Below are 24955 nucleotides of genomic sequence, written 5' to 3'. Positions count from 1 at the left end.
GTCAAATCCCCAGATAGGCTTCGCGGATACGCGGATCGGCGATCAGGTCGGCCGCCGGTCCTTCGATGCTGATGCGGCCCGTCTCCATGACATAGCCGCGATCGGCAATCTTCAGCGCCCCGAACGCGTTCTGTTCGACCAGAAGCACGGTCACGTCAAGTTGTTTCAGCCCGCTGACCACATCGAAGATCTGCTGCACCAGGATCGGCGCCAGCCCCATCGAGGGTTCATCCAGCAAAAGGCACGACGGCCGCCCCATCAGCGCGCGCGCGATTGCCAGCATCTGCTGTTGCCCGCCCGACAGGCCGCCCGCCGCCTGGTTGCGTTTCTGTTTCAGGATCGGGAACATCTGGAAGGCGTCTTCCATGTCGCGTTCTACCCGGTCATCGGAAAACAGGAACGCGCCCAGCCGCAGATTTTCCTCAACCGTCAGGTTGGTAAAGATCTGCCGCCCCTCGGGCGATTGCGCAAGCCCCCGGCGCAGGCGCTTGAAGCCCGGCACCTGGGTGATGATCTCGCCCCGGAAGGTGACCGACCCGCCGGTGACCGGCTGCACCCCGGAAATGCAACGCAAAAGCGTGGTCTTGCCCGCACCGTTGGCCCCCACCACGGTGACGATTTCGCCCGAATTCACGGACAGATCGATGCCATGCAGCACCTCGATGCGGCCATAGCGCGACCGCAGCCCCTCAACCGTCAGCATCGGCAGCCTCCTGCGTTCCAAGATAGGCCGCGATCACATCGGGGTTGCGGCTGACCGTGGCCGGGTCGCCCTCGGCGATCTTCTCGCCATGGTCCAGCACCACGATATGGTTGGAAATGCGCATGACCATTTTCATGTCATGCTCGACCAGCAGGATCGCCACGCCCTCGGCGGCGACCTCGGCGATCAGGTGGTCGATTTCTTCGGTCTCGACCGCGTTGCAGCCCGCCGCCGGTTCATCCAGCAACAGCACCCGCGGCTTCAGCGCCAGCGCGCGCGCGATTTCCAGCCGCTTGAGCGCGCCATAGGACAGGTTTCCCGCCTCATGCTCGGCGGCGCGGCCAAGGCCCACGCGGTCCAGCAGTTTCTGCGCACCTTCGCGCGCGACCTGCGCCCGGCGCCGCGAGGCGGGCAGGTTCAGCAGATCAGCCAGCAGATGCCCGCTTTCCTGCAGGTGATAGCCCGCGATCGCATTTTCCAGCACCGTCATCTGCTGAAAGATCTGCAGATTCTGGAAGGTACGCGACAGGCCCCGGCGCGCCAGCAGATGCGGGCTCATGCCGGTCACGTCCTCGCCGTCCAGCCTGACCCGGCCCGAGCCGGGCAGGTACACGCCCGAAATCATGTTGAACAGCGTGGTCTTGCCCGCGCCATTGGGCCCGATGACCGAGACGATCTCGCCCGGTTTCATGGCGAAGCTGACATCGTGGACGGCACGCACGCCGCCGAATTCGATGCCCAGCCCCTCGACTTGCAAAAGGCTCATTCCCCCCTCCCCCGGATCAGGCGCAGGACCGACGGCAGCAGCCCATCGCGCATGAAGATCATCACCAGCATCATCACCAGACCCAGCATCAGCTGTTCATATTCGGCAAAAACCGTAAGCACCTGCGGCAGCATCGTCAGGATGCCGGCACCGAAGATCGCGCCAAGAACCGATCCCGCGCCCCCCAGAACCGCCATCGTCACCATTTCGATCGAGTGCATGTAGCCCGCGACATCGGGGGTGATGAACTTGTTCTGCAGCGCCAGCAGCGACCCCGAGACCGAGGCATAGACCGCCGAAATCACGAAGGCCTGCAGCTTCAGCCGGGCCACGTCCACGCCCACGGTGCGCGCGGCGATTTCCGATCCGTGCAGCGCGCGCAGCGCCCGGCCCGTGGGGCTGTTGTACAGGTTCAGCGCAAGCCAGGCCCCCAGCAGCAGCGCAAGACCGGTGAAGGCATACCAGAATTCAGAATTGTTCAGGTTCAGGCCCATATCCTTCAACAGGCCCCGCAGGCCCAGATCGGCCACCTCGATCCCGTCGGGACCACGGGTGATGTCGCGTTCATTGGCCAGAACCATCGACACCAGAATGCCAAACCCCAGCGTCGCCACGCCCAGGTAATAGCCCCTCAGCCGCAGGATCGGCCGCCCGATCAGCCAGGCCATCGCCGCCGAAATCGCCGCCCCCAGCACCAGCGCCAGCCCCGGATGCAGGCCCAGATGCACCGGCGCCAGCGCGCAGGTATAGGCGCCGATCCCGGCAAAGCCCGCATGGCCCAGGCTGATCTGGCCGGCATAGCCGATCAGGATGACCATCCCCGTCACCGCGATGCCGTTCACGAAGATCAGTGATCCCACGCGGTAATAGTAGGATGAGGGGAAGAAGAACGGGGTGATGGCGATCAGCAGGGCCAGCACCAGAAGGGTCGCTTGCTTGTTGCTCAGCTTCATGGTCACACCCGATCCGTGGATTTCTTGCCAAACAGGCCCTGCGGCATGGCAAACAGTACCGCAAGGATCACGATGAAGGCCGCGGCATCCTTGTACTGGCTGGAAATGTAGCCCGCGGTCAGCGCCTCAAGCAGGCCCAGCAGGATGCCGCCCACCAGCGCGCCCTTGGGGTTGCCCATGCCGCCCAGCATCGCCGCGGCAAAGCCCTTCAACGCCAGCGCGATGCCCACGTCATAGCTGACCAGCGTGATCGGCGTCACCAGAACGCCCGCCAGCGCGCCGATGCCCGCCGACATGGCAAAGGACAGCGTCATAACCCAGGCGGTGTTGATCCCCACCAGCTGCGCCGCCAGCCGGTTGTTCGACGTAGCCAGGATGGCCTTGCCCATCAGCGTGCGGGTGAAGAACAGCCACAGCCCCACGAACACCGCCAACGCCCCCGCGATCACCCAAAGGCTTTGCGGCAGGATCGTCGCCCCCAGCACCCGGATCGGATCATCGCCCGAAAAGGCCGGAAAGCGGTGCAGCTGCTTGTCAAAGACCAGCTGCGTCACGCCCCGGATGAAGATCGAGGCGCCAATCGTGATGATGATCAGCGACACCACCGGCGCACCGCGTGCCGGCTCGATCGCCAGCTTGTTCAGCGCCACCCCGATCGCCGCCGTCACCGCGACCGCGATCAGCGCCGCCAGCGGCAGCGGCAACCCCGCCTTGAAGGCGAAGACGGTGATCATGCCGCCCAGCATCACGAATTCGCCCTGGGCGAAGTTCACGACGTCAGAGGCGTTGTAAATGATGGTGAAACCCAGCGCGACCAGCGCGTAGACCGCGCCGACCGTCACACCGGACAGTAGGAATTGCATCAGTTCGGGCATCGGGAGGCTCTCCGGCGATGGCGGGACAGGGGCGCGCGGGCGGCGCGGAAAGGCCCGGCCCGCACGCGGCGGGCCGGGCCGTCATGAATTACTCAACCAGGGTCCATTCGCCGTTGCGGATTTCCAGCATCCGGAAGGCAGACAGGTCCAGGCCCAGGTGATCCCCGGACGACATCGTATAGATGCCGGTGGTCCCCACCAGCCCCGAGGTCGCCTCGATCGCGTCACGGATCGCCACGGGCTCGGTCGAACCGGCGCGGGTGATGGCATCGACCAGAATGCGCAGCCCGTCATGGGCATAGCCGCCAAAGGTGCCGACCGGCGTGCCGGTCTTGTCCTCGAACATGGTCTTGTAGGCGGTCACGACCGGCTTTTGCGGGTCATCCCCGGCCAGCAGGTCGGGCACCAGAAGGGCGTTGCCCGGCAGGCGCACGCCCTCGGCGGCCGCGACCCCCGCCAGCTCGATGAACCCTTTCGAGGCGACGCCATGCGACTGATACAGCGGCAGGTCTATCGCCAGCTGCGCATAGTTGCGCGTCACGATCGAGGGACCCTGGCCAAAGCCCGGGTTCAGGATCGCCTGGATACCGTCGCTGCCCTTGATGTTGGTCAGCTGCGGGGTCATGTCGGCATCCTGCGGCCCATAGCTTTCGTCGGCCAGCACCTCGATGCCGTAATCGCCCACGATCGACAGGCACTGGTTGCGCATCGAGGCGCCAAAGCCGTCGGTCCCCGAAATCATGCCGATCTTGCTGATCTGCCGCTTCTGCATGTCTTCAAAGATCTTGGCACAGGCCATGCGGTCGGTATGCGGGGTCTTGAAGACGAAGGGCTTGACCGGATCGATGATCTCGATCGCGCCGGCCAGCGAGATGAAGGGAACTTCGGCATCCTCGGCCACCGGGATGATCGCCATCGAGGTGCCGGTGGTGGTGCCGCCGACGATGGCGACGACCTCGTCATCCTCGACCAGGCGGGTGGCGAAGGTGCGCGCCTTGTTCGGATCGCCGCCGTCGTCATAGATCACAAGCTCGATCGGCTCGCCGTTGACGCCGCCATTGGCGTTGATGTCCTCGACAAGCATCTTCAGCGTCTTGGCCTCGGGGTCGCCCAGAAAGGCGGCGGGGCCGGTTTCGGACACCGAGGCGCCGATCTTGATTTCGGCCGTGGCGGTGCCGGCCAGGCCAAGGGCCATAAGCGTGGCAAGCGCGGTCGCGCTGGCGGTGGTGGTCAGGGTCTTCATGCTGGTCTCCTCCCTCAGAGAACTCTGGCAGTGGGGCGGCCCGGTCAGGCCGCTTTCGGTCGCCGCCACATCGCCACGCGGAACCGTCCGGTGACGAAGGCGGTGTCGGTCAGGCTTGCGTTACCCGCCGGGTTGGCCCCGGTGACATGGTAGTCGCTGAACGCAGCGCTTTGATTGACAAAGATATTGCCGGTCAGATTGACCGACAGGTTCACGCCCGCCCCGGCAAAGGCATCGGCGGCGCGCAGGATGCGGGATTCGTCGGTGTCATAGAGCGCAGCGGTGATCGCACCCTTGCGCCGCGCCAGATCGGCGGCGGCCTGAATGCCGGCCCGGGCATCGGCCACGGGCACGACAAAGGCGACGGGGCCAAAACACTCGGCCTCATGTGCGGCCGATCCGGCAGTGCCCTCGTCCAGCGCCACAATCAGCGGCGTGGCGCTGCGCCCCTGCCCGGCCAGCGGCGCGCTGTCGCGCACCACACGGCCCTGGGCCCGCGCCGCATCCACCCGCGCCAGCGTGGCCGGGTTGGCGATCGCACCACAGACCCCGGCCGCGCGCGCCGGATCCGCCAGCAGCGCATCGACCGCATCGGCAATGCCCCGGGCCACCTGATCCAGGCTCTTGCGGCCCTGATCCGTGTCGATCCCGTCGCGCGGCACAAAGATATCCTGCGGCGAGGTGCACATCTGCCCGGAATACAGCGACAGCGAAAAGGCGATATTGGCGCACATGCCGCCGAAATCATCGCTGGCGGCGATCACGATGGAATTGACGCCCGCTTCCTCGGTATAGACCTGCGCACCCGGCGCGGCATTGTCACGCACCCATTGGCCAAAGGCGTTTGATCCGGTGTAGTCGATGATCCGAACCGCCGGATCGCGCACCAGATCAGCCGTGATCGGCGCCTGCGCCAGATCAGCGGCCAGCAAAACCACATCGGCGGGCAGGCCCGCCTCGGCCAGAACCTCACGCGCGATGCGCACGGTGATCGCCAGCGGCAAGACCGCGCCCGGATGCGGCTTGACGATCACCGGGTTGCCGGTGGCCAGGCTGGCGAACAGCCCGGGATAGGAATTCCACGTCGGAAAAGTGTTGCAGCCGATCACCAGCGCCACACCGCGCGGCACCACGCGCCAGTGCTTTTCGATCACCAGCGGCGCGGCCTTGCCCTGCGGCTTTTCCCAGATCGCGGTTTTGGGCGTGCGGATCATTTCCGCCCAGGCGGTGGCCACCGCCTCCAGCCCGCGATCCTGCGCATGCGGCCCGCCCGCCTGGAAGGCCATCGCAAAGGCCTGCCCGGTCGTGTGCATCACCGCATTGCCCATCAGGAAGCTGATCCGGTTCAGCCGCACCAGAATTTCCAGGCAGATGCCCACCCGGGTTTCGGGGCTGGCAGCCGCCCAGGGCGCGGCGGCAGCCCGGGATGCGGCGATCAGGGTTTCGGGCGAAGCAGCCGGATAGGTGATTCCCAGCGCCGGCCCCCAGGGCGAAACCTCGGCCCCAAGACGACCTGATTCGGGGTGGCCGGGCAGGTCAAAGGGCGCGCCAAGCGCCGCGGCAAACGAGGCATCACCTTCGGCCCGGGCGGTTTCCCCATAGACCTTGCCGCTTGGAACCTCTGGAAAAGGCGACCAGAATCCGCGGCTTTCCAGCGCGCGCAACGCATCCTTCAACAGCCCATGATGACGGTCAAACAGCTTGCTCATGCCGGTGCCTCCTCCTCAAAACAGCTTTATCATTGACCGGCCGGTCGGACTATGCAACAAATTTTTTACACGCCGCCGGTCAGCCCGCGGCCTGAGGGGGAGATTGCCGATGACCCAATCCGACACAGTCCTGGTGGCGCTGAACGATGGCGTCCTGTACCTGACGCTGAACCGTCCAGAAAAGCTTAATTCCTTCGATGAGGCCATGCACCTTGCGCTGCGCGCAGGATTGCAGCGCGCGCATGATGATGCCGATGTGCGCGCGGTCCTGCTGACCGGCGCGGGGCGCGGGTTCTGCGCAGGCCAGGACCTTGGTGACCGCGATCCGCGCAAGGGCGGCCCGGCCCCGGATCTGGGCCATACGCTGGAAACCTTCTACAATCCCACGCTGCGGCTGCTGCGGGCGCTGGAAAAGCCGGTGGTCTGCGCGGTCAACGGTGTGGCGGCGGGCGCAGGCGCCAATATCGCGCTGGCCTGCGACATCGTTCTGGCGGCGAAATCGGCGAAATTCATTCAGGCTTTCGCCAGGATCGGGCTGGTCCCCGATGCCGGCGGCACCTGGAACCTGCCGCGCATTCTGGGCGAACCGCGCGCCAAGGCGCTGGCGCTGACGGCCGAACCGCTGATGGCCGAACGCGCCGCCGATTGGGGGCTGATCTGGAAGGCCGTCGACGATGATGCGCTGCTGCCCGAGGCCGCCGCGCTGGCGCAATCGCTGGCCGCCGGCCCGACGCTGGGCCTGGGCCTGACCAAGCGGCTGATCCAGGCTGCGGCCACCAACAGCCTGGATGCCCAGCTGGACATGGAACGCGACTGCCAGCGCCAGGCCGGGCGCAGCGCCGATTATGCCGAAGGCGTTACCGCCTTTCTGGAAAAGCGCAAACCGGAGTTCAGGGGCCAATGAAACCCGCAGCCAAAATGACCCCGCAGGAATTGGCCGAGGCATCGGCCCGCGCGATGTGGAACGACGATTCCGCCAGCCAGCGGCTGGGCATGGCGCTGGACCAGGTCGCCCCGGGGCAGGCCACGCTGTCGATGACGGTCACCGCCGACATGTCGAACGGGCACGGCAATTGCCATGGCGGCTATATCTTCACGCTGGCCGATTCGGCCTTTGCCTTCGCCTGCAACAGTTACAACGACGTGGTGGTCGGGCAGCACTGCTCGATCTCCTATCTCAACCCGGTGCGCATCGGCGACCGGCTGACCGCCGCCGCGCGCGAGGTTTCCCGCCGCGGCCGGTCCGGGATCTATGACATCCGCATCACCAATCAGGACGGTGTGCAGGTGGCCGAATTCCGCGGCCATTCGCGCATGGTCAAAGGCACCCACCTGCCGGTATGACCGGCATCGCATTCCAAAGGGAGGACCCATGGAAGACCTAACCCCCCGCAAGCAGGATCTGGACCCGATCGAGATCGCCTCGCGCGATGAAATCGCCGCGCTGCAGTTCCACCGGATGAAACGCTCGCTCAAGCATGCGTTCGAGAATTCGCCCTTCTACCGCAAGCAGTTCATCGCCCATGACGTCCATCCCGAAGATCTGAAGACGCTGGCCGATATTGCCAGGTTCCCCTTCACCACCAAGCAGGATCTGCGCGACACCTATCCCTTCGGCATGTTTGCCGTACCGCAGACGAAACTGGTGCGGATCCACGGGTCGTCGGGCACCACCGGCAAGCCGACCGTGGTGGGTTATACCGCCAATGACATCGATGTCTGGGCCAACCTGATCGCACGCTCGATCCGGGCCGCGGGCGGGCGCCCGGGCGACATCTTGCATAATGCCTATGGCTACGGCCTGTTCACCGGCGGCCTTGGCGCGCATTACGGCGCCGAACGGCTGGGCTGCACGGTGGTGCCGATTTCGGGCGGGCAGACCGAACGCCAGGTCACACTGATCACGGATTTCAAGCCGCGCATCATCATGGTCACGCCATCCTACATGCTGTCGATCCTGGATGAATTCCGGCGTCAGGGCCTTGACCCGCGGGAAAGTTCGCTCAAGGTCGGGATTTTTGGCGCCGAACCCTGGACGAACGCGATGCGGCAGGAAATTCAGGACGCCTTCGACATGCATGCCGTGGACATCTATGGCCTGTCCGAGGTGATGGGCCCCGGCGTCGCGCAGGAATGCGTGGAAACCAAGGACGGCCTGCACATCTGGGAAGACCACTTCTACCCCGAAATCATCGACCCGGTGACAGGCGAGGTTCTGCCCGATGGCGAGATGGGCGAACTGGTATTCACCACGCTGACCAAGGAAGGCCTGCCGATGGTGCGCTATCGCACCCGCGACCTGACCCGCCTACTGCCGGGCACCGCGCGGTCCATGCGCCGGATCGACAAGATCACCGGGCGCAGCGACGACATGATCATCCTGCGCGGGGTCAATGTGTTCCCGACACAGATCGAGGAACAGATCCTCAAGTGCAAGGGCCTGGCGCCACATTTCCAGCTGGAACTGACCCGTGCGGGCCGGATGGACAATCTGACCGTCCATGTCGAATGCACCCCCGGCCACACCGAGGCCGCCGCACGCGACACCGCGGCCAGGGAACTGGCCCATCACATCAAGGCGGTGGTCGGTGTCTCGACCCGGATCAACGTCTGCGATCCCGAAATGATCGCCCGGTCCGAAGGGAAGGCCAAGCGCGTCATCGACAACCGCCCGAAGGAATGACGCCTGCGTGACATCGCCCGGGCGCGCGATGTATAGGGGGGGGCGGAACCGCCCTCCCATTTTTCTTTCGGGCAGAACGGAACAGGAAAACCATGGCACGGACCCGCGCGAGCGATTTCGAAGAGAAACAGCACAGTATCCTTTTGAGTGCCGCGGCAGTTTTCGCCGAACAGGGAATGGACAAGGCCTCGATGGCCCAGATCGCCACCCATTCACAGGTATCCAAGGCCCTGCTTTACCACTATTATCCCAGCAAGGATGCGTTGATTTTTGCGATCATCCGCACCCATCTGGCCGATCTGGAAGAAGCGATCTCCGAGGCCGACACCCCCGACCTGCCCCCCGACCTGCGCCTGCACCGGCTGGTCAGCACGGTGCTGGAAAGCTATCGGGGCGCGGATAACGAGCACAAGGTGCAGTTGAACGCCACCAGCGCCCTGACCGACGACCAGCGCGCCGAGATCCACGCGATCGAGCGGCGCATCGTCAAACGCTTTGCCGCCGTGCTGCACGACATCAACCCCGCGCTGGACGACCAGGACCGCCCGTTGCTGATGCCGGTCACGATGTCGCTGTTCGGCATGATGAACTGGGTCTATATGTGGTTCCGTGACGGCGGCCCCATCACGCGCGAGGATTACGCCGAAGTGGCGACAACGCTGATCCTGGAAGGCATCAAGGCGGTGCGCTGATTTCCCTGCCCGGCCATCACGCAAGCGGATCTGGCGAAGCCTCCGGCGGAGGTATTTTTCGCAAGGTGAAACAGGCGCCGCGCCCTGCCCCGGGTGCGGCGCCTGTTTTTTGGTCGATCAGCCCCAGGTCTTGGCGACCATGGTCAGCACGTCATATTGCGCGACCACAGCCCCGTTCTGGTTGGTGACCTGGCAATCCCAGCGCACCTCACCGTGTTCGGCGGTGGCGCGGGGGTTGATTTCCTTGCAGGTCAGGCGAACCTGAAGCGTGTCCCCGAAATAGACCGGGGTCAGGAAGCGCAGGTTGTCGACACCGTAATTTGCCAGCACCGGGCCGGGGTTCGGTTCGACGAACAGCCCCGCCGCGAAAGAGGCGATCAGATAGCCATGTGCCACGCGGTCGTCGAAGAACGGGTTGGCCTTGGCGGCCGCGCTGTCCATATGCGCGTAGAAGGTATCGCCGGTGAAATGGGCGAAATGTTCCACATCTTCCTGCGTGACCTGGCGCGCGGCGGTGATCAGCTGATCGCCGATCTTCAGATCCTGCAGCGACTTGCGGAACGGATGTTCGCCCTGCTGCGCATCGGCGCCTTCCATCCAGCGCCCGGTGACCGCCGACAACAGCCGCGGCGCGCCCTGCACCGCGGTGCGCTGCATGTAGTGTTTGACGCCGCGGATGCCGCCCATTTCCTCGCCGCCGCCGGCGCGGCCCGGCCCACCGTGGACCAGCCCCGCCAGCGGCGAGCCATGCCCCGTCGAGGTCTTGGCCGAGGCGCGGTTGCCGATGAGCACGCGCCCGTGGAACGGTGCCATGCCGATCACCACCTCTTCGGCGACGGTCTTGTCATTGGTGAAGACCGAGGCGACCAGCGACCCCTTGCCGCGCTGCGCCAGGTCGACCGCCTCCTCGAGCGTGTCATAGGGCATGACCGTGGACACAGGGCCAAACGCCTCAACATCATGCACGGCGCTGGCGGCAAAGGGCTTGTCGCAATAAAGCAGGACTGGGTTCACGAAGGCGCCCTTTTCCGCATCGCCCGATACGACGCGGACCTCATCGGGGTTGCCGGCGACGATTTCGGCATCGGCCTGCAGGTCCTTGATCCGCGCGCGGACCTCATCACGCTGATCAAGGCTGGCCAGCGGCCCCATGCGGGTGCCATCCACCGCCGGATCGCCCAGCGCGGTCTTGCCCAGCCGGTCACCCAGTGCCGCGACCAGCGCCTGCACCTGTGCGCGCGGCGCGATCACGCGGCGGATCGCGGTACATTTCTGCCCCGCCTTCACCGTCATTTCCCGCGCGACTTCCTTGACGAACAGGTCGAATTCTTCGGTTCCGGGCACCGCATCGGGCCCCAGGATCGAGGCGTTCAGACTGTCGGCCTCCATCGTGAAGCGCACCGAATTGTCCACGATGGCAGGATGGGTCTTCAGCTTGCGCCCGGTCCAGGCCGATCCGGTGAAGGTCACCGCGTCCTGCACGCCGACATGGTCCAGCATGTCGCCCACCGATCCCGATACCAGCTGCAGCGCGCCATCGGGCAGAATGCCCGTTTCGATCATCCGTCGCACCATCAGCTCGGTCAGATAGGCGGTCTGCGAGGCGGGCTTGATCAGGCAGGGCACACCCGCCAGCAGGTTCGGCCCGATCTTTTCCAGCATCCCCCAGCAGGGGAAGTTGAAGGCGTTGATATGAATCGCGATCCCGTGCAGCGGGGTCAGGATGTGCTGCGCCGAAAAGCTGGCATCCTTGGACAGCAGTTCCACATCACCATCGATCAGAACGCGCGTGTTGGGCAATTCGCGCCGCCCCTTTGACGCAAATGTCAGAAGCGTGCCGATACCGCCTTCGATGTCGATCCAGGCATCGGCCCGGGTCGCGCCGGTGGCAAGGCTTTCGGCATAGAATTCCTCTTTCATCTCCATCAGCTTCAGGCCAAGCGCCTTGAGCATCTGCGCGCGATCATGGAAGGACATGGCGCGCAGCGCGCGCCCGCCCTTGTCACGCCCCCAGTCCAGCGCGGTCTTGAAATCAAGCCCGGTGGAATCGATGAACGCGACGGGTTCCCCCGTCGCGGCATTCAGAAGCGGCACGCCTTCCTTCGCGCCACGGGTCCATTCCCCACAGACAAAACTTTCCAGTCGGCGCGGTGCGCGGATCGTGACGGACATCAGGTCTTCCTCATTCAGTTCAGGTTGAGCGCCGCGAGTTTTTCGTCGACGCGGGCGTTCCAGGCCGCCAGAAGGGCCTCATTGGGCTGGCGGCGCAGGCCAAGCCGGCGCAGCATGTCAAAGCGCTGCGATCCGGCGGTGCCGAAGGTCGCGGCAACACGCGGGCGCCAGTAGGCGATGGCGGCGCGGGCCGCTGCCTGACCGTCCGCAGTAGCGGCGATCCGTTCCAGACCTTCCAGGCCCAGATCGGCATGGCGCGCCTCACGCGGGGCGATCTCGCGGAAGATTTCGGCCAGCGGCGCATAGGACAGGCGCGTCAGTTCGGTCATCTGCACCCCGGTCGCAAGGCCCATCAGCACGTTCATCACCACCGCATCGGTCCAGCCGGTGATCGGATAGTGGAACACCGACAGACGCATGTCGCCGCCCTGGCGAACCGCCCCCAGATCGGCATCGCGGGCCACGCGCGCGGCCCAGTCATGCTGGCCCTGATAGCGCGCGGTATCGGTGCCGAAGCTGCCCATCACATCCAGAACGCGTTCGGCGTGATCGGCCTTTTCCAGCGTGATCCGGCTGGCCGCGATGCGTTCCTTGATGCCCGGCGCAAAGTTGATCGCGCTGGCAAAGCCCGCCGATCCGGCCAGTTCGCTGTCCACGAAAGACGCCATCAGCCGCATCAGTTCGCCGCGATAGCGGGCGGGCACATTGGCCGGCGAGGTCAGCACCCCGCCCTGCGCCAGATAGTCGTCGATGTTCATCGTGTCGGAAGTGTTGGTGTCGGACATGGGTTCCTCCCTTTCGCCCTTCATTCGTCGTAGCTGACGACGACCTTGTCGGTCAGCGGGAAGGCCTGGCAGCTGAGCACATAGCCCGCGCGCACCTCATAATCTTCCAGCGCGTGGTTGATCGCCATCTCGACCTCGCCCTCCAGCACCTTGCAGCGGCAGGTCGAACAGACCCCGGCCTTGCAGGAATAGGGCGCGTCCATGTTCGCCCCCAGAGCGGCATCAAGAATGCTCTGCCCCTGGCGCGGCATTTCAAAGCTGCGGGTGGCACCATCCAGCGTGACGGTGGCGGCGGTGCCACTGCCGGGCTGGATGGCTTCTTTCGACACGGCCCTGGCCTTGGCGCGGCCCGGCTGGCTGCTGGCGAACAGCTCGAACTTGATCCGGGCATCATCCAGGCCATGCGCGCGCAGGCTGGCCGCGATCGCCAGCATCATCGGTTCGGGCCCGCAGATGAACGCGGTATCGACCGATTTCGGATCGATCCAGCGGTCGAACAGCGCGGTCATCTTGTCCGCGTCGATCCGGCCGGTGAACAGGTCGATTTCCTGGCCTTCCTGTTCCAGCACATGGATCACCGAGAAGCGCCCCAGATACAGGTTCTTCAGATCCTCCAGATCTTCGCGGAACATGATCGTGTTGATCTGGCGGTTGGCATAGACCAGCGTAAAGCGCGATTGCGGCTCGCGCGCCAGCACCGTCTTGATGATCGACAGCACCGGCGTGATCCCCGAGCCCCCGGCAAAGCCAAGGTAATGCTTGTCGGCCGCGGGGTCGATCTCGGTATAGAACCGGCCCATCGGCGGCATTGCATCCAGCGTATCGCCGGGACGTAGGCTTTCATTCGCCCAGGTCGAAAAGGCGCCGCCATCGACCCGCTTGATCCCGACCTTCAGGATGCCCTCATCCTTGCCGGCACAGATCGAATAGGACCGGCGCAGTTCCTCGCCGTCGAATTCGCCGCGAAAGGTCAGATATTGGCCCTGGGTGAAATCGAAAACGGCGGCGTCTTCGGCGCGCGGCTTCAGCGTGACCACGACTGCATCGCGGGTTTCGCGGCGCACATCGGTGACCTCAAGGGGGTGGAAACGTGCCATGTGGCGTTACCTCCGCATCCTCAGATGCATTTGAAATAATCGAAGGGTTCCAGACAGTCCTTGCAGCGATACGATGCCTTGCAGGGCGTCGAGCCGAACTGGCTGACTTTCTCGGTATGGGTCGATCCGCAATGCGGGCAGGCGATGACCAGGTTCGAGGTTCCGGCCAGCCGGTTCGCCCGACCCATCAGCCGGCCATCGGCAGCGGTGCCGTCAACCGGGGGCGCGATGCCATAGGCGCGCAACTTTTCGCGCCCCTCATCGCTGATCCAGTCCGTGGTCCAGGGCGGCGACAGCCGTCGGTCCAGCCGCAGCTTCGCAATGCCGTGGGTCCGCAGCGCCGTCTCGATGTCCAGGTTGATGATGCTGGTGGCCGGGCAACCCGAATAGGTCGGCGTCACCGTCACCACCAGCGTCTCACCTTCCCAGGCGACATCGCGGATGATGCCCAGGTCGGTCAGGCTGATCACCGGGATTTCCGGGTCCGGCACCTCGGACAGCCAGCGCCAGACCTGCTCGGTCGAGGGCAGGGTCGGGGTGCTCATCGCCCGCCCCCCTTACCAGATCGCGCCCGGATAGGCGCGCTGCAGGAACTGCATGTCCGCCAGGATATAGCCCAGATGCTCGGTATGCACGCCGCGCTTGCCGCCCTTGTGGACATAGCCCGAGGCCGGCGCCTTCAGCGTCGCCTGTTCCAGAACATCGGCCACCACCGTATCCCAGCCCGCCTTCAGCGCCTGCAGATCCGGCGCGATGCCCGCCGCGGCCACGACCTGATCGGCCGCATCGGCCAGGAACAGCTCGCCCGTATAGGCCCACTGATCGTCCAGCGCATCCTGCATCCGGGTGTGGCTTTCTCCGGTCCCGTCGCCCAGACGGATCACCAGATCGGCCGACCGTTCCAGATGATAGGCCACCTCTTTCACCGCCTTGGCCGCAATTTCGGCCACGCGCGGATCGGTGGATTTTTCCAGCGCCTTCAACATTTCCAGATGCCAGGCGTCGAACAGGAACTGGCGCATCAGCGTGTTGCCGAAATCGCCGTTGGGGCGTTCCACCAGCAGCACGTTGCGGAACTGCGCCGCATCGCGCAGATAGGCCAGATTGTCCGCGCTGCGGCCCTTGCCCTCGATCTCGCCGGCAAGACCCAGCCACAGCTGTGTCTGCCCGATCAGGTCCAGCGCGGTATTGGCCAGCGCAATATCTTCCTCCAGCACGGGGGAATGGCCGCACCATTCCGAAACGCGATGGCCCAGAACCAGGGTGTTATCGCCCATCCGGGTCAGGAATTCGAAGAAGGCCGCCTGCAGTTCGGGCACATCGCCCGGGCGCGCGCTGCCCTGCGCGGCGGCGGCACCCACCGCCAGCGTCCCGGCGTTCGGGGGTGTCATGTCAGGAAGCGACGGCATCACATATGCCCCACTTCTTCAGGGATGTCGAAGAAGGTCGGGTGACGGTAGACCTTGGAATTCGACGGCTCGAACAGCGGCCCCTTGTCCGAGGGACTGGAGGCGGTGATGTCGTTCGACTTCACGACCCAGATCGACACACCTTCATTGCGGCGGGTATAGACGTCGCGGGCGTTCTTGATCGCCATTTCCGCATCCGGCGCGTGCAGGCTGCCGACATGGCGGTGGTTCAGGCCATGCTGGCCACGGATAAAGACCTCCCAGAGGGGCCATTCGCTGGACATGAGTTTTCTCCTCCCGAAAACGGGCCTAAGTCTGGCTGTGGATGGGCGGCGGGGCCGCCGCCCGGGATCGGTGTCTTATTCGGCCGCGATCTTCGCGGCGGCGCGGCGCGCATCGGCCTTCTTGGCATGGGCAACCAGACCGTCGCGGAACCATTCGCCGTCTTCCCAGGCCTTGACGCGGGCGCCCAGGCGTTCCTTGTTGCACGGGCCATTGCCGGCAATCACGTCAAAGAATTCGGACCAGTCGGGCTGGCTGAAGTCATAACCGCCCTTTTCCCCGTTCCACTTCAGATCCGGGTCGGGGATCGTCAGGCCCAGGTATTCGGCCTGCGGCACAGTCTGATCCACGAATTTCTGGCGCAGCTCGTCATTGGTGTTGATCTTGATCTTCCAGGCCATGGACTGGGCAGAATGCACCGATTCCGCATCCGAGGGGCCGAACATCATCAGCGCCGGATACCAGAAGCGGTTCAGCGCATCCTGCGCCATCGCCTTCTGTTCGGGCGTGCCCTGGGCCATCTTCATCATGATGTCATAGCCCTGGCGCTGGTGGAACGATTCCTCCTTGCAGATCCGGATCATGGCGCGGCTGTAGGGGCCGAAGCTGGTCCGCTGCAGCGGCACCTGGTTCATGATCGCGGCGCCGTCAACCAGCCAGCCCACCGCGCCGATATCGGCCCAGTTCAGCGTGGGATAGTTGAAGATCGAGGAATATTTCATCTTGCCGCTGTGCAGCTTGTCCAGCAGCTCATCGCGGCTGACACCCAGCGTTTCGGCGGCGCAATACAGATACAGGCCGTGGCCCGCCTCATCCTGCACCTTGGCCAGCAGGATCGCCTTGCGCTCCAGCGTGGGGGCGCGGGTGATCCAGTTGCCCTCGGGCAGCTGGCCCACGATTTCGGAATGCGCGTGCTGGCCGATCTGGCGGATCAGTGTCTTGCGATAGGCCTCGGGCATCCATTCCTTCGGCTCGATCTTTTCGCCGCGGTCGATGCGTTCCTGGAACGCGCGTTCCTCGGGCGACATTTCTTCCGGCGTCTTGACGCGGTCGGCGTCGGTCCTGACCATCTGTGCATACATCGCGGCTACCTCCTGTTCACACGCGTTCAATGATAAGGGCAATGCCCTGGCCCACCCCGATGCACATGGTGCACAGCGCATAGCGCCCGCCGGTGCGGTGAAGCTGATACATCGCTGTCGTCACAAGCCTTGCGCCGCTCATCCCCAGGGGATGGCCAAGGGCGATGGCGCCGCCGTTCGGGTTCACATGGGCCGCGTCATCGGGCAGGCCCAGATCGCGCAGCACGGCCAGCGCCTGGGCTGCGAATGCCTCATTAAGTTCGATCACGTCCATCTGGTCAAGCGTCATGCCGGCGCGGGCCAGCACCTTGCGCACCGCGGGCGCGGGACCCACGCCCATGACCCGCGGCTCAACCCCCGCGGCAGCCATCGCCACGATGCGCGCACGGGGCGTCAGGCCCTGGGCCCTGGCCGCCTCGGCCGAGGCGATGACCAGCGCCGCCGCCCCGTCATTGACGCCCGAGGCATTGCCGGCGGTGACGGTCAGATCGGGACCATTGACGCCGCGCAGCCTTGCCAGCTGTTCGGCCGTGGTCGACGGACGCGGATGTTCATCCGTGTCGATCACCAGCGGATCGCCCTTTTTCTGCGCGATGGTGACGGGGACGATCTCGTCCGCAAAGATCCCCGCCGCCTGCGCTGCGGCCCAGCGCGCCTGACTGCGCAGCGCGAAGGCGTCCTGATCTTCGCGGCTGACGTTGAAATCGGCGGCAACATTGTCGGCGGTTTCCGGCATTGAATGGGTGCCAAAGGCCTTTTTCAGCGCCGGATTGGGAAAGCGCCAGCCGATCGTGGTGTCATAGACCGCATTGGCGCGCGAAAAAGCGGTATCCGCCTTGGGCATCACAAAGGGCGCGCGGCTCATGCTTTCGACACCGCCGGCAATGACCATGTCGCAATCGCCCGCCTTGATCGCGCGGGCCGCCATGCCGACCGCATCCATCCCGGACCCGCACAGCCGGTTCACCGTGGTTCCCGGCACCGCGATCGGCATGCCCGACAACAGCACCGCCATCCGGCCCACGTTGCGGTTATCTTCGCCCGCCTGGTTGGCGCAGCCATAAATCAGATCGTCAACCTGCGACCAGTCCACCTGCGGGTTGCGCTCCATCAGCGCCTTCAGCGGCAGCGCGGCCAGGTCATCGGCCCGCACCTGGGCCAACGCCCCGGCATAGCGGCCGATCGGTGTCCGCACCGCATCGCAGATATAGGCTTCGGTCATTCGATACTCCCCCAGGTTCCCTTGGTCGCGGCGGCCCCGCATCCACATTGACCGACCGTTCGGTCACTGTATAGCGCAAAAGCGTCACGCACAAAACAAAATTCTACATAGCTTCGTGATGCTTTTTGACAAGAGCAACCGCATGATCGGAAAGCACCGGAAAAACGGCCTCTTACCCTGCGAAGGCCAGGGCCTGCAGGGCCGTCAGGCGGGCTCGCGTCGCCTCGGTCGCGGGGGGCAGCGGTCCCTCGGCAGTAGTCAGGCGGGCGCCCAGATACGAATCGGCCCCCGCCGACAACGCCAGATACAGATCGGCAAACAGCCGCTGCGCCACGACACCGGGCCAGTCTGCGGGCAGCGCCGCAACCGGCAGGCGCGGGTCATGCAACAGCGCCAGGCGATAGTCATGCACCAGCGCCAGACGCGCCACCAGACAATCCTGCGCCGCCAATCGCCCCCCCTGCGCCAGCGATGCCGATAGCGGCGCAAAGCGCGCCACGAAATCGCGATAGGCCTGTCCCCGCGCGCCCAGATCCCAATGCGCGGCGGCGAAGGCGGGCAGATCGTGCACGCCCGCGACCAGTTCCGCACGAAACACGACCCCCCCCAGATCCGCGGCCCGGCCCCGGTCGGGACCGATCTGCAGATCATCCCCCAGCGGCACGAACCCGTCGCGCGCCAGCCGCGCCTGCGCCGCCGGGTCCGGCCGGGCGATCAGCACCCAGCCCTGCGCCGGCGCGGGCGGGCCGAACAAAAGCTGTGCCGCGCGGGCAAATTCCACCCGCGCCGCGGATGTCAGGCGGTAATAGCTGCGTCGACCGTCCTTTTCGCCCTGCAACTGCCCCGCCGCCACAAGCCGCGATACGGCGGTGCGTACCAGTGTCTCGCTCAGGCCGACGCAGGCGCAGATCTCGATCAGATTGCCCATCCACAGCACACCGCCGCGCGGTTCGGCCACATCGCCATAGACCGTCACGATGAAACTGGCCGCGCGGGGCGGTTCGGGGCCCAGCACACCGGCGATCCCCCCCCCCAGGGGGGCGGCGGGTCTTGGCCTGCGATGAACCATCCTCGCTCTCCTGCGTTGGCCGGCCGGGCATGGCGCGGCCGCCACCTTCTACCCGCCGCGCCCGCCCGATGTCAGCGCCAAATCACCGCCCCGCGCAGGAAAAAGGCGCGTACCGGCCGGCACGCGCCCCGATTGCCCTGTCAAAACGACTTACTTGCGGGTGATGCGCCCGTCCAGCGCGGGCGTATAGGGCCCGACCCTGGCCATGTATTCCGCCGTCACATCCGCCAGATCCGGGCCATAATCATAGGCGTTCATGCCCTCGGCCCCGAACATGCGATACCCATCGCCGCCCTGGCGGACATAATTGTTGGTGACAACGCCATAGACCTTTTCCGGGTCGATCGGCGCCCAGGCGTCACCCTCCTGCACCATTACATCGGACACGCGGCTGCCCGCAGGTTGCGCCGGGTCAAAGCTGTATTTCAGCCCCGCCACCTGCGCAAAGCGGCCCGCGCCCTCTTCGACCTGGCTTGCGCCGTTTTCCAGCGCGGCCAGGATCGTCGAGCCCCTCGCCTCAAAGGTGGACAGCGTGTTCTGGAAGGGCAGCACGCTCAGCACCTCGCCCATCGTCACCGGGCCCGCATCGATCGAGGACCGCAGCCCCCCGCCGTTCTGGATGGCGATGGTCACGCCCTGATCGCGCACCCGGTCCAGCATCGCATCGGCCACCAGATTGCCCATCGCGCATTCGACCTGACGGCAGGTATCGCGCGACCCGTCGATCTCGGCGGTGCTTTCGGCCACCACCCTTGTCTTCAGCTCTTCGATCGGCGCGCCCATCTCGACCACGCGGGCGGCGATTTCGGGGTCGGGGGTGACGCTGGCATCCAGCACGATCGTGTCGCCCTCGGCAAAGGTCAGCTTGCCCGCGTCATCGAAGGTCAGCACCAGATGGCCCAGGTATTTCGAATAGGCATAGGCCTGCACCACCGGCACCATGACCCCGGCCCCCGCATCGACCCAGGTCGGATAGGCGCCGTGGCGATCCGGGTCCGAGGCCGACAGATAGGTGTGGCTGTGCCCGCCCACCACCGCATCCAGCCCCGGCACGGCGGCGGCAATTTCCTGATCCTTGTGATAGCCGACATGGGTCAGGGCGATGATCTTGCTGACGCCCTCGGCCTCCAGGGCGGCGACATCGGCGCGCAGGCTCTCGATTTCATCCTGGAAGATCACCGACGGCCCGGGGGCCGCGGTATCGACCGTATCGGTCGCCAGCGCCGAGATGATGCCGATCCTTTCGCCGCCAACCTCCAGCACGACATGGTTTTTCACCTTGTCCTTCAGCAGGTTCGACTGGCTCAGGTCAAGATTGCCCGAAATGATCGGGAATTCCGCCTTCTCGACCAGCCCGGCCAACCCCTCGGGGCCGTCGTCGAATTCGTGATTGCCCACCGCCATCGCGTCAAAACCGATGCGGTTCATGAACTCGGCCACCTCGGCGCCCTTGTAGGTGGTATAGAACAGGCTGCCCTGGAACTGATCGCCCGCATCCAGCACGATCACATTCTCACCCGCCGCCGTCAGCCCCGCGCGCAATTCGTTGATCTTGGTGGCGACGCGGGCGATGCCGCCAAAGCATTCGCCCTTGGCCTCGGCTTCCGCGTTGCAGGTGGAATCGGTCCTGCCGATCGATTCGATACGGCTGTGCAGATCGTTGATGTGCAGCACATGCAGCTTGTAATCGGCATGCGCCACGCCGGCCGAAAGCGCCAAAGCGGCAGCCGAGGCAAGGAAACGGGCTTTCATGGGAACCTCCGAAAGGAAACGACGCCCTCAGGTTGCGGCAGCTTGACCAACAAGTCAAAGCTCGATTTGCCCCCCGATCGCGCGCCGCGATCCCACGCGCAGGGCCACAATCCCACGCGCGGGATTGACCAATGCCCGCCCAAAGGGCATGTGGAAGCGATGCTGATCTACAAGATTTTCCGCCGCCCCGAATGGGATGCCTTCCGCGCCGCAGGCGAAACCGCCGGCGCGCCGGTCGATCTGGCCGATGGCTACATCCATTTTTCCACCGGCGCACAGGTGACCGGGACGGCGGCGAAACATTTCGCCACCGAAAGCGATCTGGTCCTGGTCGCAATCGAGGCCGACACCCTGGGTCCGGCGCTGAAATGGGAACCCTCACGCGGGGGCGCGCTGTTTCCCCACCTTTACCGCCCGCTGCGCCTGTCCGAGGTGGTCTGGGACAAGTCCCTGCCGCTGGGCGCCACCGGCCATATCTTCCCCGAGGCAACCCTGTGACCTTTCTGGAACGCGCCGCGCTGGCGGCGATGCACCGCATGGACCCCGAAGCCGCGCATGGCCTGTCGATCCGGGCCTTGCGCACGGGCCTGGCGCCCCTGCCCGGCCCGGTCGGCTCGACGCGGCTGCGCACCCGGCTTGCGGGGCTGGACCTGCCCAATCCGGTGGGTCTGGCGGCGGGCTTTGACAAGAACGCCACCGCCGTCGCCGCGCTGATGCGCGCAGGCTTCGGCTTCATCGAAGTGGGCGCCGCCACCCCCCGGCCCCAGCCCGGCAACCCCAAACCACGCCTGTTCCGCCTGACCGAGGACCGCGCCGTCATCAACCGCTTCGGCTTCAACAACGAAGGCGTCGACCCGATCGCCGCGCGGCTGGCCCGGCGCCCGGCGGGCATCCCCGTCGGCCTGAACCTGGGCGCCAACAAGGACAGCGCCGACCGCGCCGCCGATTTCGCACGCGTTCTGGCCGTGGCCGGCCCGCATGTCGATTTCGCCACCGTCAACGTCTCGTCCCCCAATACCGAAAAACTGCGCGACCTGCAGGGCAAGGACGCGCTGGCCGCCCTGCTGCGCGGCGTGATCGACACCCGCGCGGGGCTGGCCCGGCCGATCCCGGTGTTTCTCAAGATCGCGCCCGACCTGTCGCCCGCGGAACTGGAAGACCTGGCCGAGGTGGCGCTGACCTCGGGCATCGACGCGGTGATCGCCACCAACACCACGCTGTCGCGCGAAGGTCTGCACGGCACCCATCGCGATCAGGCGGGCGGGCTGTCGGGCGCGCCGCTGTTCGAAAGATCCACCCGCATCCTGGCGCAGCTGTCGCGCCTGACGGCGGGGCGCATCCCGCTGATCGGCGTGGGCGGCATCTCCAGCCCTGAACAGGCCTATGAAAAGATCCGCGCCGGCGCCTCGGCGGTGCAATTCTATACTGCCATGGTCTATCACGGCCTGTCGCTGGCCGCCGACATTCCACGCGGCCTCGATGCGCTGCTGGCGCGCGACGGCTTTGATACGGTGGCGGCCGCCGTGGGCACGGGGCGCGACGCATGGCTCTGACGATCTGGCACAATCCGCGCTGCAGCAAATCGCGCGCGACGCTGGCCCTGCTGACGGATCGCGGGCTGACGCCAACCGTGCGGCTTTACCTGCAGGACCCGCCGACACTGGCCGAACTGCGCGTGGCCCTTGCCAGGCTGCGCCAGCCTGCCACAACCCTGATGCGCCGAAAAGACAGCCCCCTGCCGCACAGCGCGACCGGGGATGAAATCCTGGCCGCCCTCGCCGCCGATCCGCGCCTGATCGAACGCCCCCTGGTGCTGACCGATACCGCCGCGGCCCTGGGCCGCCCGCCCGAAGCCGTGCTGGCGATCCTGTAATCTTTCATCTTGCCGAAAATACCTCGGGGGGTGAATTGGCCAAGGGCCAAGAGGGGGGCAGCGCCCCCTTCCCCCTGCGCCCCCGACGGCCCAGGCCGCGCTAACCGTTCAGATCCTTCAGCAAGCGCCCGTGCTTGCGCACCTCGGCCACCAGATCGCCAAAGCTCACAAGCCCCCGCGCCTGCAAGGCCGGCAGCAGCTTCAGAAAGGCGTCGGCCGTGGCGACCGTATCGCCGATCGCGGTATGGCGGGCCTCTTCGGGGATGGTGATCCCCAGCCGATGGGTCAGCGCATCCAGGCTATGCACCTCGCTCTGGCCAAAGACCACCGCCGACAGCAGCACCGTATCCAGCACCGGATGGTCGAAACTGCGCCCGATCACGCCTTCCTTGCGGCGCAGGAATTCCAGATCGAAGGGCGCGTTATGCGCGACCAGCACCGCGCCTTCGGCAAAGGCGTGAAAGCGCCGCCCCACCTCGGCGATTGCGGGCGCGTCGATCACCATCGCATCGGAAATCCCATGCACCTGGGTCGACCCCGGCGGGATGCGGCGCCCGGGGTTCACCAACGTGTCAAACACCTCCTTGTCGACGCGCCGGCCATTGACGATACGCACCGCCGCGATCTGCACGATCTCATCGCCCTCTGACGGCAGCAGGCCCGTCGTCTCGGTATCGAAGACCACATAGGTCAGGTCCGCCAGCCGCGCATCGGCAATGCCCGCGCTGCGTGCCTTGGACAGCAGCTCGAAATCATAGACCACCGCACGCGGCACCGGCGGCGGGCGCCTGGCCGCGCCGCGCGCCTCGCGCAGCGGCAGGCACAGGCCCGTACGGCCCGCAGGCCCGGTCTCGGGCCAGATTTCCGTCGCATGCATCGACAGCACGCGCCGCCCCGTGACATCGGCCAACCCGACCTCCAGCGGCGCATCCAGCCAGCGGTCCAGATCCGCCACCGACACCGGCGGCCCCCGCCAGTCCAGCGTGATCAGCGCGCCCGCGCCCTCGGGCGTGATCGTGATCGCGAAATCGTCGCGCCCCGTGCCCAGCCGCGCCAGCAGCGCCGAAAACAGCGCCACCAGTTCAAACCCGTCGCAGCGCAGGATCAGCGCCGCGGCCTCGGTGCGCAGCGCCACGCCTTCGGCCCCCGCACGCGCCACCAGCGCCTCGGCAAGGTCGGTGGCGCGGATCAGCGACAGCGGCCACCATTCTGCCCGGTCCGCATCGTGGCGCGCGGCCAGTTCCGTGACCGCCCGCGCCAGCGTCTGGACCTCGGCCACCACCGCGCGGTCCAGCGCCTCGGGCGCGCGTCCCCCCTGTTCGGCCAGCACCCCCAGCACCGTCTGCAGATTGGCCGCGGGACGGCGCACCCGGTCGAACAGCTCTTCCAGCAGCGCCTCGCGCGCGGCATGGGCCGCCAGATTGCCCGTCACATCGCGCAGCGTCAGCACATAGCCCGGCCGCCCCCCCGCGTGATGGTCCACCCCCTCGCCCAGAAGCCGCATCCGCGCCGCCAGCACCTTGGCCCGCCCCACCGTGGCGCACAGCAGATCCGAGGCGGCATCGGGATCATCGGTTTCCAGAAGCCGGGCATAGGCATGGCGGATCGGCGCCTCATGCAGATAGTCGAACAGCCGCCGGTCCAGCCCCGGCACATGCGCCGCATCGATCCCGCCCAGCAGATCCACCGCCTGCCCGTTGTAGAACACCAGCTGATGATCGGGCGAACACAGCAGAACCCCAACCGGCACATCCGACAACAGCGCCTCAAGACGTTCCTTTTCGGTGGCCAGGCGGGTGGTTTCGCGCGCCACCGCCTCGGCCAGGGCATTGCGGGTTTCCGACAGGGTCTGCGTCACCGCCGCCGCCGCGGGTGCCAGATCGCCCAGATAGCGGGCAGGCGCCGCGTCGAAATCGGCTTCCACCTCGGCATGGGTGCGCGCGCGCATGCCGCCGGCCAGCCGCTCGATCGGCTTGGCGACGTTTTCATCGAACAGGAACCAGACCCAGGTGATCAGCCCCAGGATCGCAAAGCCCGCCACCGTGCCCCCGATCACAAAGGCATTCAGCACCGCCGGATCGCCCAGCCGCCGATAGCCCAGCCACAACCCCGCCCCCAGCGCCGCCAGATTGCCCGCCGCCAGCGCCGCAAAGAACAGAAACACCCGCAGCCGCAGGCTGAGCCGCTGCATCAGGCGCGCCCCCCCTCATCCAGAAGGCGATGCACCTCGGCGCGCAACTCTTTCAGCTCGAAGGGTTTGGCGATGAAACCATCCGCCCCCAGCGCCAGCCCCTTGCGCCGTTCCAGCGCCGATCCGCGCGCGGTCATCATCAGGATCTTCACATCCCCCAGCCCCGCATCGGCACGCACCTGCTGGCAGATTTCATAGCCCGACACCTCGGGCAGCATCACATCCAGCAACACCAGGTCCGGATGCGTGCGCCGGATCCGGTCTACGGCCTCGGCGCCATTGGCGATGCGGTCGTGGTCATAGCCTTCGCGCGTCATCAGATAATCCAGCGCGATGGCGATGTTGTCTTCATCCTCGACAATCAGAACGCGGCGTTTGCGATCCGCATCGGCCATGG

General features: G+C 65.9%; 25 protein-coding genes. 7 read left to right on the top strand and 18 right to left on the bottom strand.

Annotated features, from left to right (window positions below):
• Position 1: 1 nt before the first annotated feature.
• The 6 genes from ACK8OU_RS01245 to paaN form a co-directional block, all read right to left on the bottom strand.
• The gene (locus ACK8OU_RS01245) at positions 2–703 is read right to left on the bottom strand and encodes an ABC transporter ATP-binding protein (RefSeq protein WP_410301523.1); all 702 of its coding nucleotides are present in this window, start codon (positions 701–703) and stop codon (positions 2–4) included.
• Complete coding sequence (locus tag ACK8OU_RS01240; RefSeq protein ID WP_410301521.1) at positions 690–1469, bottom strand: ABC transporter ATP-binding protein; 780 nt, start codon at positions 1467–1469, stop codon at positions 690–692. The genes ACK8OU_RS01245 and ACK8OU_RS01240 overlap by 14 nt, the downstream gene beginning before the upstream one ends.
• Positions 1466–2422: a branched-chain amino acid ABC transporter permease gene (locus tag ACK8OU_RS01235; RefSeq protein WP_410301520.1), complete on the bottom strand. Its 957-nt coding sequence runs from the start codon at positions 2420–2422 to the stop codon at positions 1466–1468. Before ACK8OU_RS01235 ends, ACK8OU_RS01240 begins: the two co-directional genes overlap by 4 nt.
• A 2-nt stretch (positions 2423–2424) precedes the next feature.
• Complete coding sequence (locus tag ACK8OU_RS01230) at positions 2425–3297, bottom strand: branched-chain amino acid ABC transporter permease (protein WP_250039440.1); 873 nt, start codon at positions 3295–3297, stop codon at positions 2425–2427.
• An 88-nt stretch (positions 3298–3385) separates the two neighbouring features.
• Positions 3386–4540 (bottom strand): ABC transporter substrate-binding protein, encoded by a 1155-nt coding sequence (locus ACK8OU_RS01225; protein ID WP_410301519.1) that lies wholly within the window; start codon positions 4538–4540, stop codon positions 3386–3388.
• A gap of 44 nt (positions 4541–4584) precedes the next feature.
• On the bottom strand, positions 4585–6249 hold the full coding sequence (gene paaN, locus ACK8OU_RS01220; protein ID WP_410301518.1) for a phenylacetic acid degradation protein PaaN: 1665 nt from the start codon (positions 6247–6249) through the stop codon (positions 4585–4587).
• 109 nt (positions 6250–6358) lie between these two features.
• On the opposite strand from paaN, the gene paaG reads away from it, so the two are divergent.
• The 4 genes from paaG (at position 6359) to ACK8OU_RS01200 (ending at position 9624) form a co-directional block, all read left to right on the top strand.
• The gene (paaG, locus tag ACK8OU_RS01215) at positions 6359–7153 is read left to right on the top strand and encodes a 2-(1,2-epoxy-1,2-dihydrophenyl)acetyl-CoA isomerase PaaG (protein ID WP_410301517.1); all 795 of its coding nucleotides are present in this window, start codon (positions 6359–6361) and stop codon (positions 7151–7153) included.
• Between the two features lie 14 nt (positions 7154–7167).
• Complete coding sequence (gene paaI, locus ACK8OU_RS01210; protein ID WP_410301990.1) at positions 7168–7593, top strand: hydroxyphenylacetyl-CoA thioesterase PaaI; 426 nt, start codon at positions 7168–7170, stop codon at positions 7591–7593.
• A gap of 28 nt (positions 7594–7621) precedes the next feature.
• Positions 7622–8932: a phenylacetate--CoA ligase PaaK gene (gene paaK / locus ACK8OU_RS01205; protein WP_410301516.1), complete on the top strand. Its 1311-nt coding sequence runs from the start codon at positions 7622–7624 to the stop codon at positions 8930–8932.
• Positions 8933–9024: 92 nt separating this feature from the next.
• Entirely contained in the window at positions 9025–9624 is a 600-nt protein-coding gene (locus tag ACK8OU_RS01200; protein ID WP_410301515.1) for a TetR family transcriptional regulator, read from the top strand.
• A 117-nt stretch (positions 9625–9741) separates the two neighbouring features.
• Here the strand turns inward: ACK8OU_RS01200 and paaZ are convergent, their stop codons facing one another.
• From paaZ to ACK8OU_RS01150, 10 genes are all read right to left on the bottom strand, one after another.
• Positions 9742–11796, bottom strand: coding sequence for a phenylacetic acid degradation bifunctional protein PaaZ (gene paaZ, locus ACK8OU_RS01195; RefSeq protein ID WP_410301514.1), 2055 nt, complete (start codon positions 11794–11796; stop codon positions 9742–9744).
• Between the two features lie 14 nt (positions 11797–11810).
• Entirely contained in the window at positions 11811–12581 is a 771-nt protein-coding gene (locus tag ACK8OU_RS01190; RefSeq protein ID WP_410301513.1) for a Phenylacetic acid catabolic protein, read from the bottom strand.
• Positions 12582–12601: 20 nt separating this feature from the next.
• A complete protein-coding gene (gene paaE, locus ACK8OU_RS01185; RefSeq protein WP_410301512.1) occupies positions 12602–13678 on the bottom strand; it encodes a 1,2-phenylacetyl-CoA epoxidase subunit PaaE in 1077 nt (358 codons plus the stop codon).
• Between the two features lie 20 nt (positions 13679–13698).
• Positions 13699–14223, bottom strand: coding sequence for a 1,2-phenylacetyl-CoA epoxidase subunit PaaD (paaD, locus tag ACK8OU_RS01180; protein ID WP_410301511.1), 525 nt, complete (start codon positions 14221–14223; stop codon positions 13699–13701).
• A gap of 12 nt (positions 14224–14235) precedes the next feature.
• Positions 14236–15087, bottom strand: coding sequence for a 1,2-phenylacetyl-CoA epoxidase subunit PaaC (gene paaC / locus ACK8OU_RS01175; protein WP_410301510.1), 852 nt, complete (start codon positions 15085–15087; stop codon positions 14236–14238).
• Positions 15087–15371: a 1,2-phenylacetyl-CoA epoxidase subunit PaaB gene (gene paaB / locus ACK8OU_RS01170; RefSeq protein ID WP_250039487.1), complete on the bottom strand. Its 285-nt coding sequence runs from the start codon at positions 15369–15371 to the stop codon at positions 15087–15089. Before paaB ends, paaC begins: the two co-directional genes overlap by 1 nt.
• Positions 15372–15446: 75 nt before the next feature.
• Positions 15447–16451: a 1,2-phenylacetyl-CoA epoxidase subunit PaaA gene (gene paaA / locus ACK8OU_RS01165; protein WP_410301508.1), complete on the bottom strand. Its 1005-nt coding sequence runs from the start codon at positions 16449–16451 to the stop codon at positions 15447–15449.
• 16 nt (positions 16452–16467) lie between these two features.
• Complete coding sequence (pcaF, locus tag ACK8OU_RS01160) at positions 16468–17673, bottom strand: 3-oxoadipyl-CoA thiolase (protein WP_410301507.1); 1206 nt, start codon at positions 17671–17673, stop codon at positions 16468–16470.
• 172 nt (positions 17674–17845) lie between these two features.
• Positions 17846–18742: a PaaX family transcriptional regulator C-terminal domain-containing protein gene (locus ACK8OU_RS01155; protein ID WP_410301506.1), complete on the bottom strand. Its 897-nt coding sequence runs from the start codon at positions 18740–18742 to the stop codon at positions 17846–17848.
• 150 nt (positions 18743–18892) lie between these two features.
• Positions 18893–20494 (bottom strand): bifunctional metallophosphatase/5'-nucleotidase, encoded by a 1602-nt coding sequence (locus ACK8OU_RS01150; RefSeq protein WP_410301505.1) that lies wholly within the window; start codon positions 20492–20494, stop codon positions 18893–18895.
• 159 nt (positions 20495–20653) lie between these two features.
• Here ACK8OU_RS01150 and ACK8OU_RS01145 point away from each other — a divergent pair, with 159 nt between their 5' ends.
• The 3 genes from ACK8OU_RS01145 to arsC are packed head-to-tail and all read left to right on the top strand — an operon-like array spanning position 20654 to position 22367.
• The gene (locus ACK8OU_RS01145) at positions 20654–20992 is read left to right on the top strand and encodes a DUF952 domain-containing protein (protein WP_410301504.1); all 339 of its coding nucleotides are present in this window, start codon (positions 20654–20656) and stop codon (positions 20990–20992) included.
• 29 nt (positions 20993–21021) lie between these two features.
• The gene (locus ACK8OU_RS01140; RefSeq protein WP_410301989.1) at positions 21022–22047 is read left to right on the top strand and encodes a quinone-dependent dihydroorotate dehydrogenase; all 1026 of its coding nucleotides are present in this window, start codon (positions 21022–21024) and stop codon (positions 22045–22047) included.
• Complete coding sequence (gene arsC / locus ACK8OU_RS01135) at positions 22038–22367, top strand: arsenate reductase (glutaredoxin) (protein ID WP_410301503.1); 330 nt, start codon at positions 22038–22040, stop codon at positions 22365–22367. Before ACK8OU_RS01140 ends, arsC begins: the two co-directional genes overlap by 10 nt.
• Before the next feature lie 100 nt (positions 22368–22467).
• On the opposite strand, the gene ACK8OU_RS01130 is transcribed toward arsC, so the two are convergent.
• Together ACK8OU_RS01130 and ACK8OU_RS01125 are read right to left on the bottom strand one after the other, a co-directional pair.
• Positions 22468–24558 (bottom strand): 3'-5' exonuclease, encoded by a 2091-nt coding sequence (locus ACK8OU_RS01130; protein WP_410301502.1) that lies wholly within the window; start codon positions 24556–24558, stop codon positions 22468–22470.
• Positions 24558–24953: a response regulator transcription factor gene (locus ACK8OU_RS01125; RefSeq protein WP_410301501.1), complete on the bottom strand. Its 396-nt coding sequence runs from the start codon at positions 24951–24953 to the stop codon at positions 24558–24560. Before ACK8OU_RS01125 ends, ACK8OU_RS01130 begins: the two co-directional genes overlap by 1 nt.
• Positions 24954–24955 lie beyond the last annotated feature (2 nt).

It is taken from the genome of Pontitalea aquivivens (assembly GCF_046507575.1).
GTDB classification, from domain to species: domain Bacteria; phylum Pseudomonadota; class Alphaproteobacteria; order Rhodobacterales; family Rhodobacteraceae; genus Pontitalea; species Pontitalea aquivivens.
This window is presented reverse-complemented; position numbering and strand designations above follow the sequence as displayed.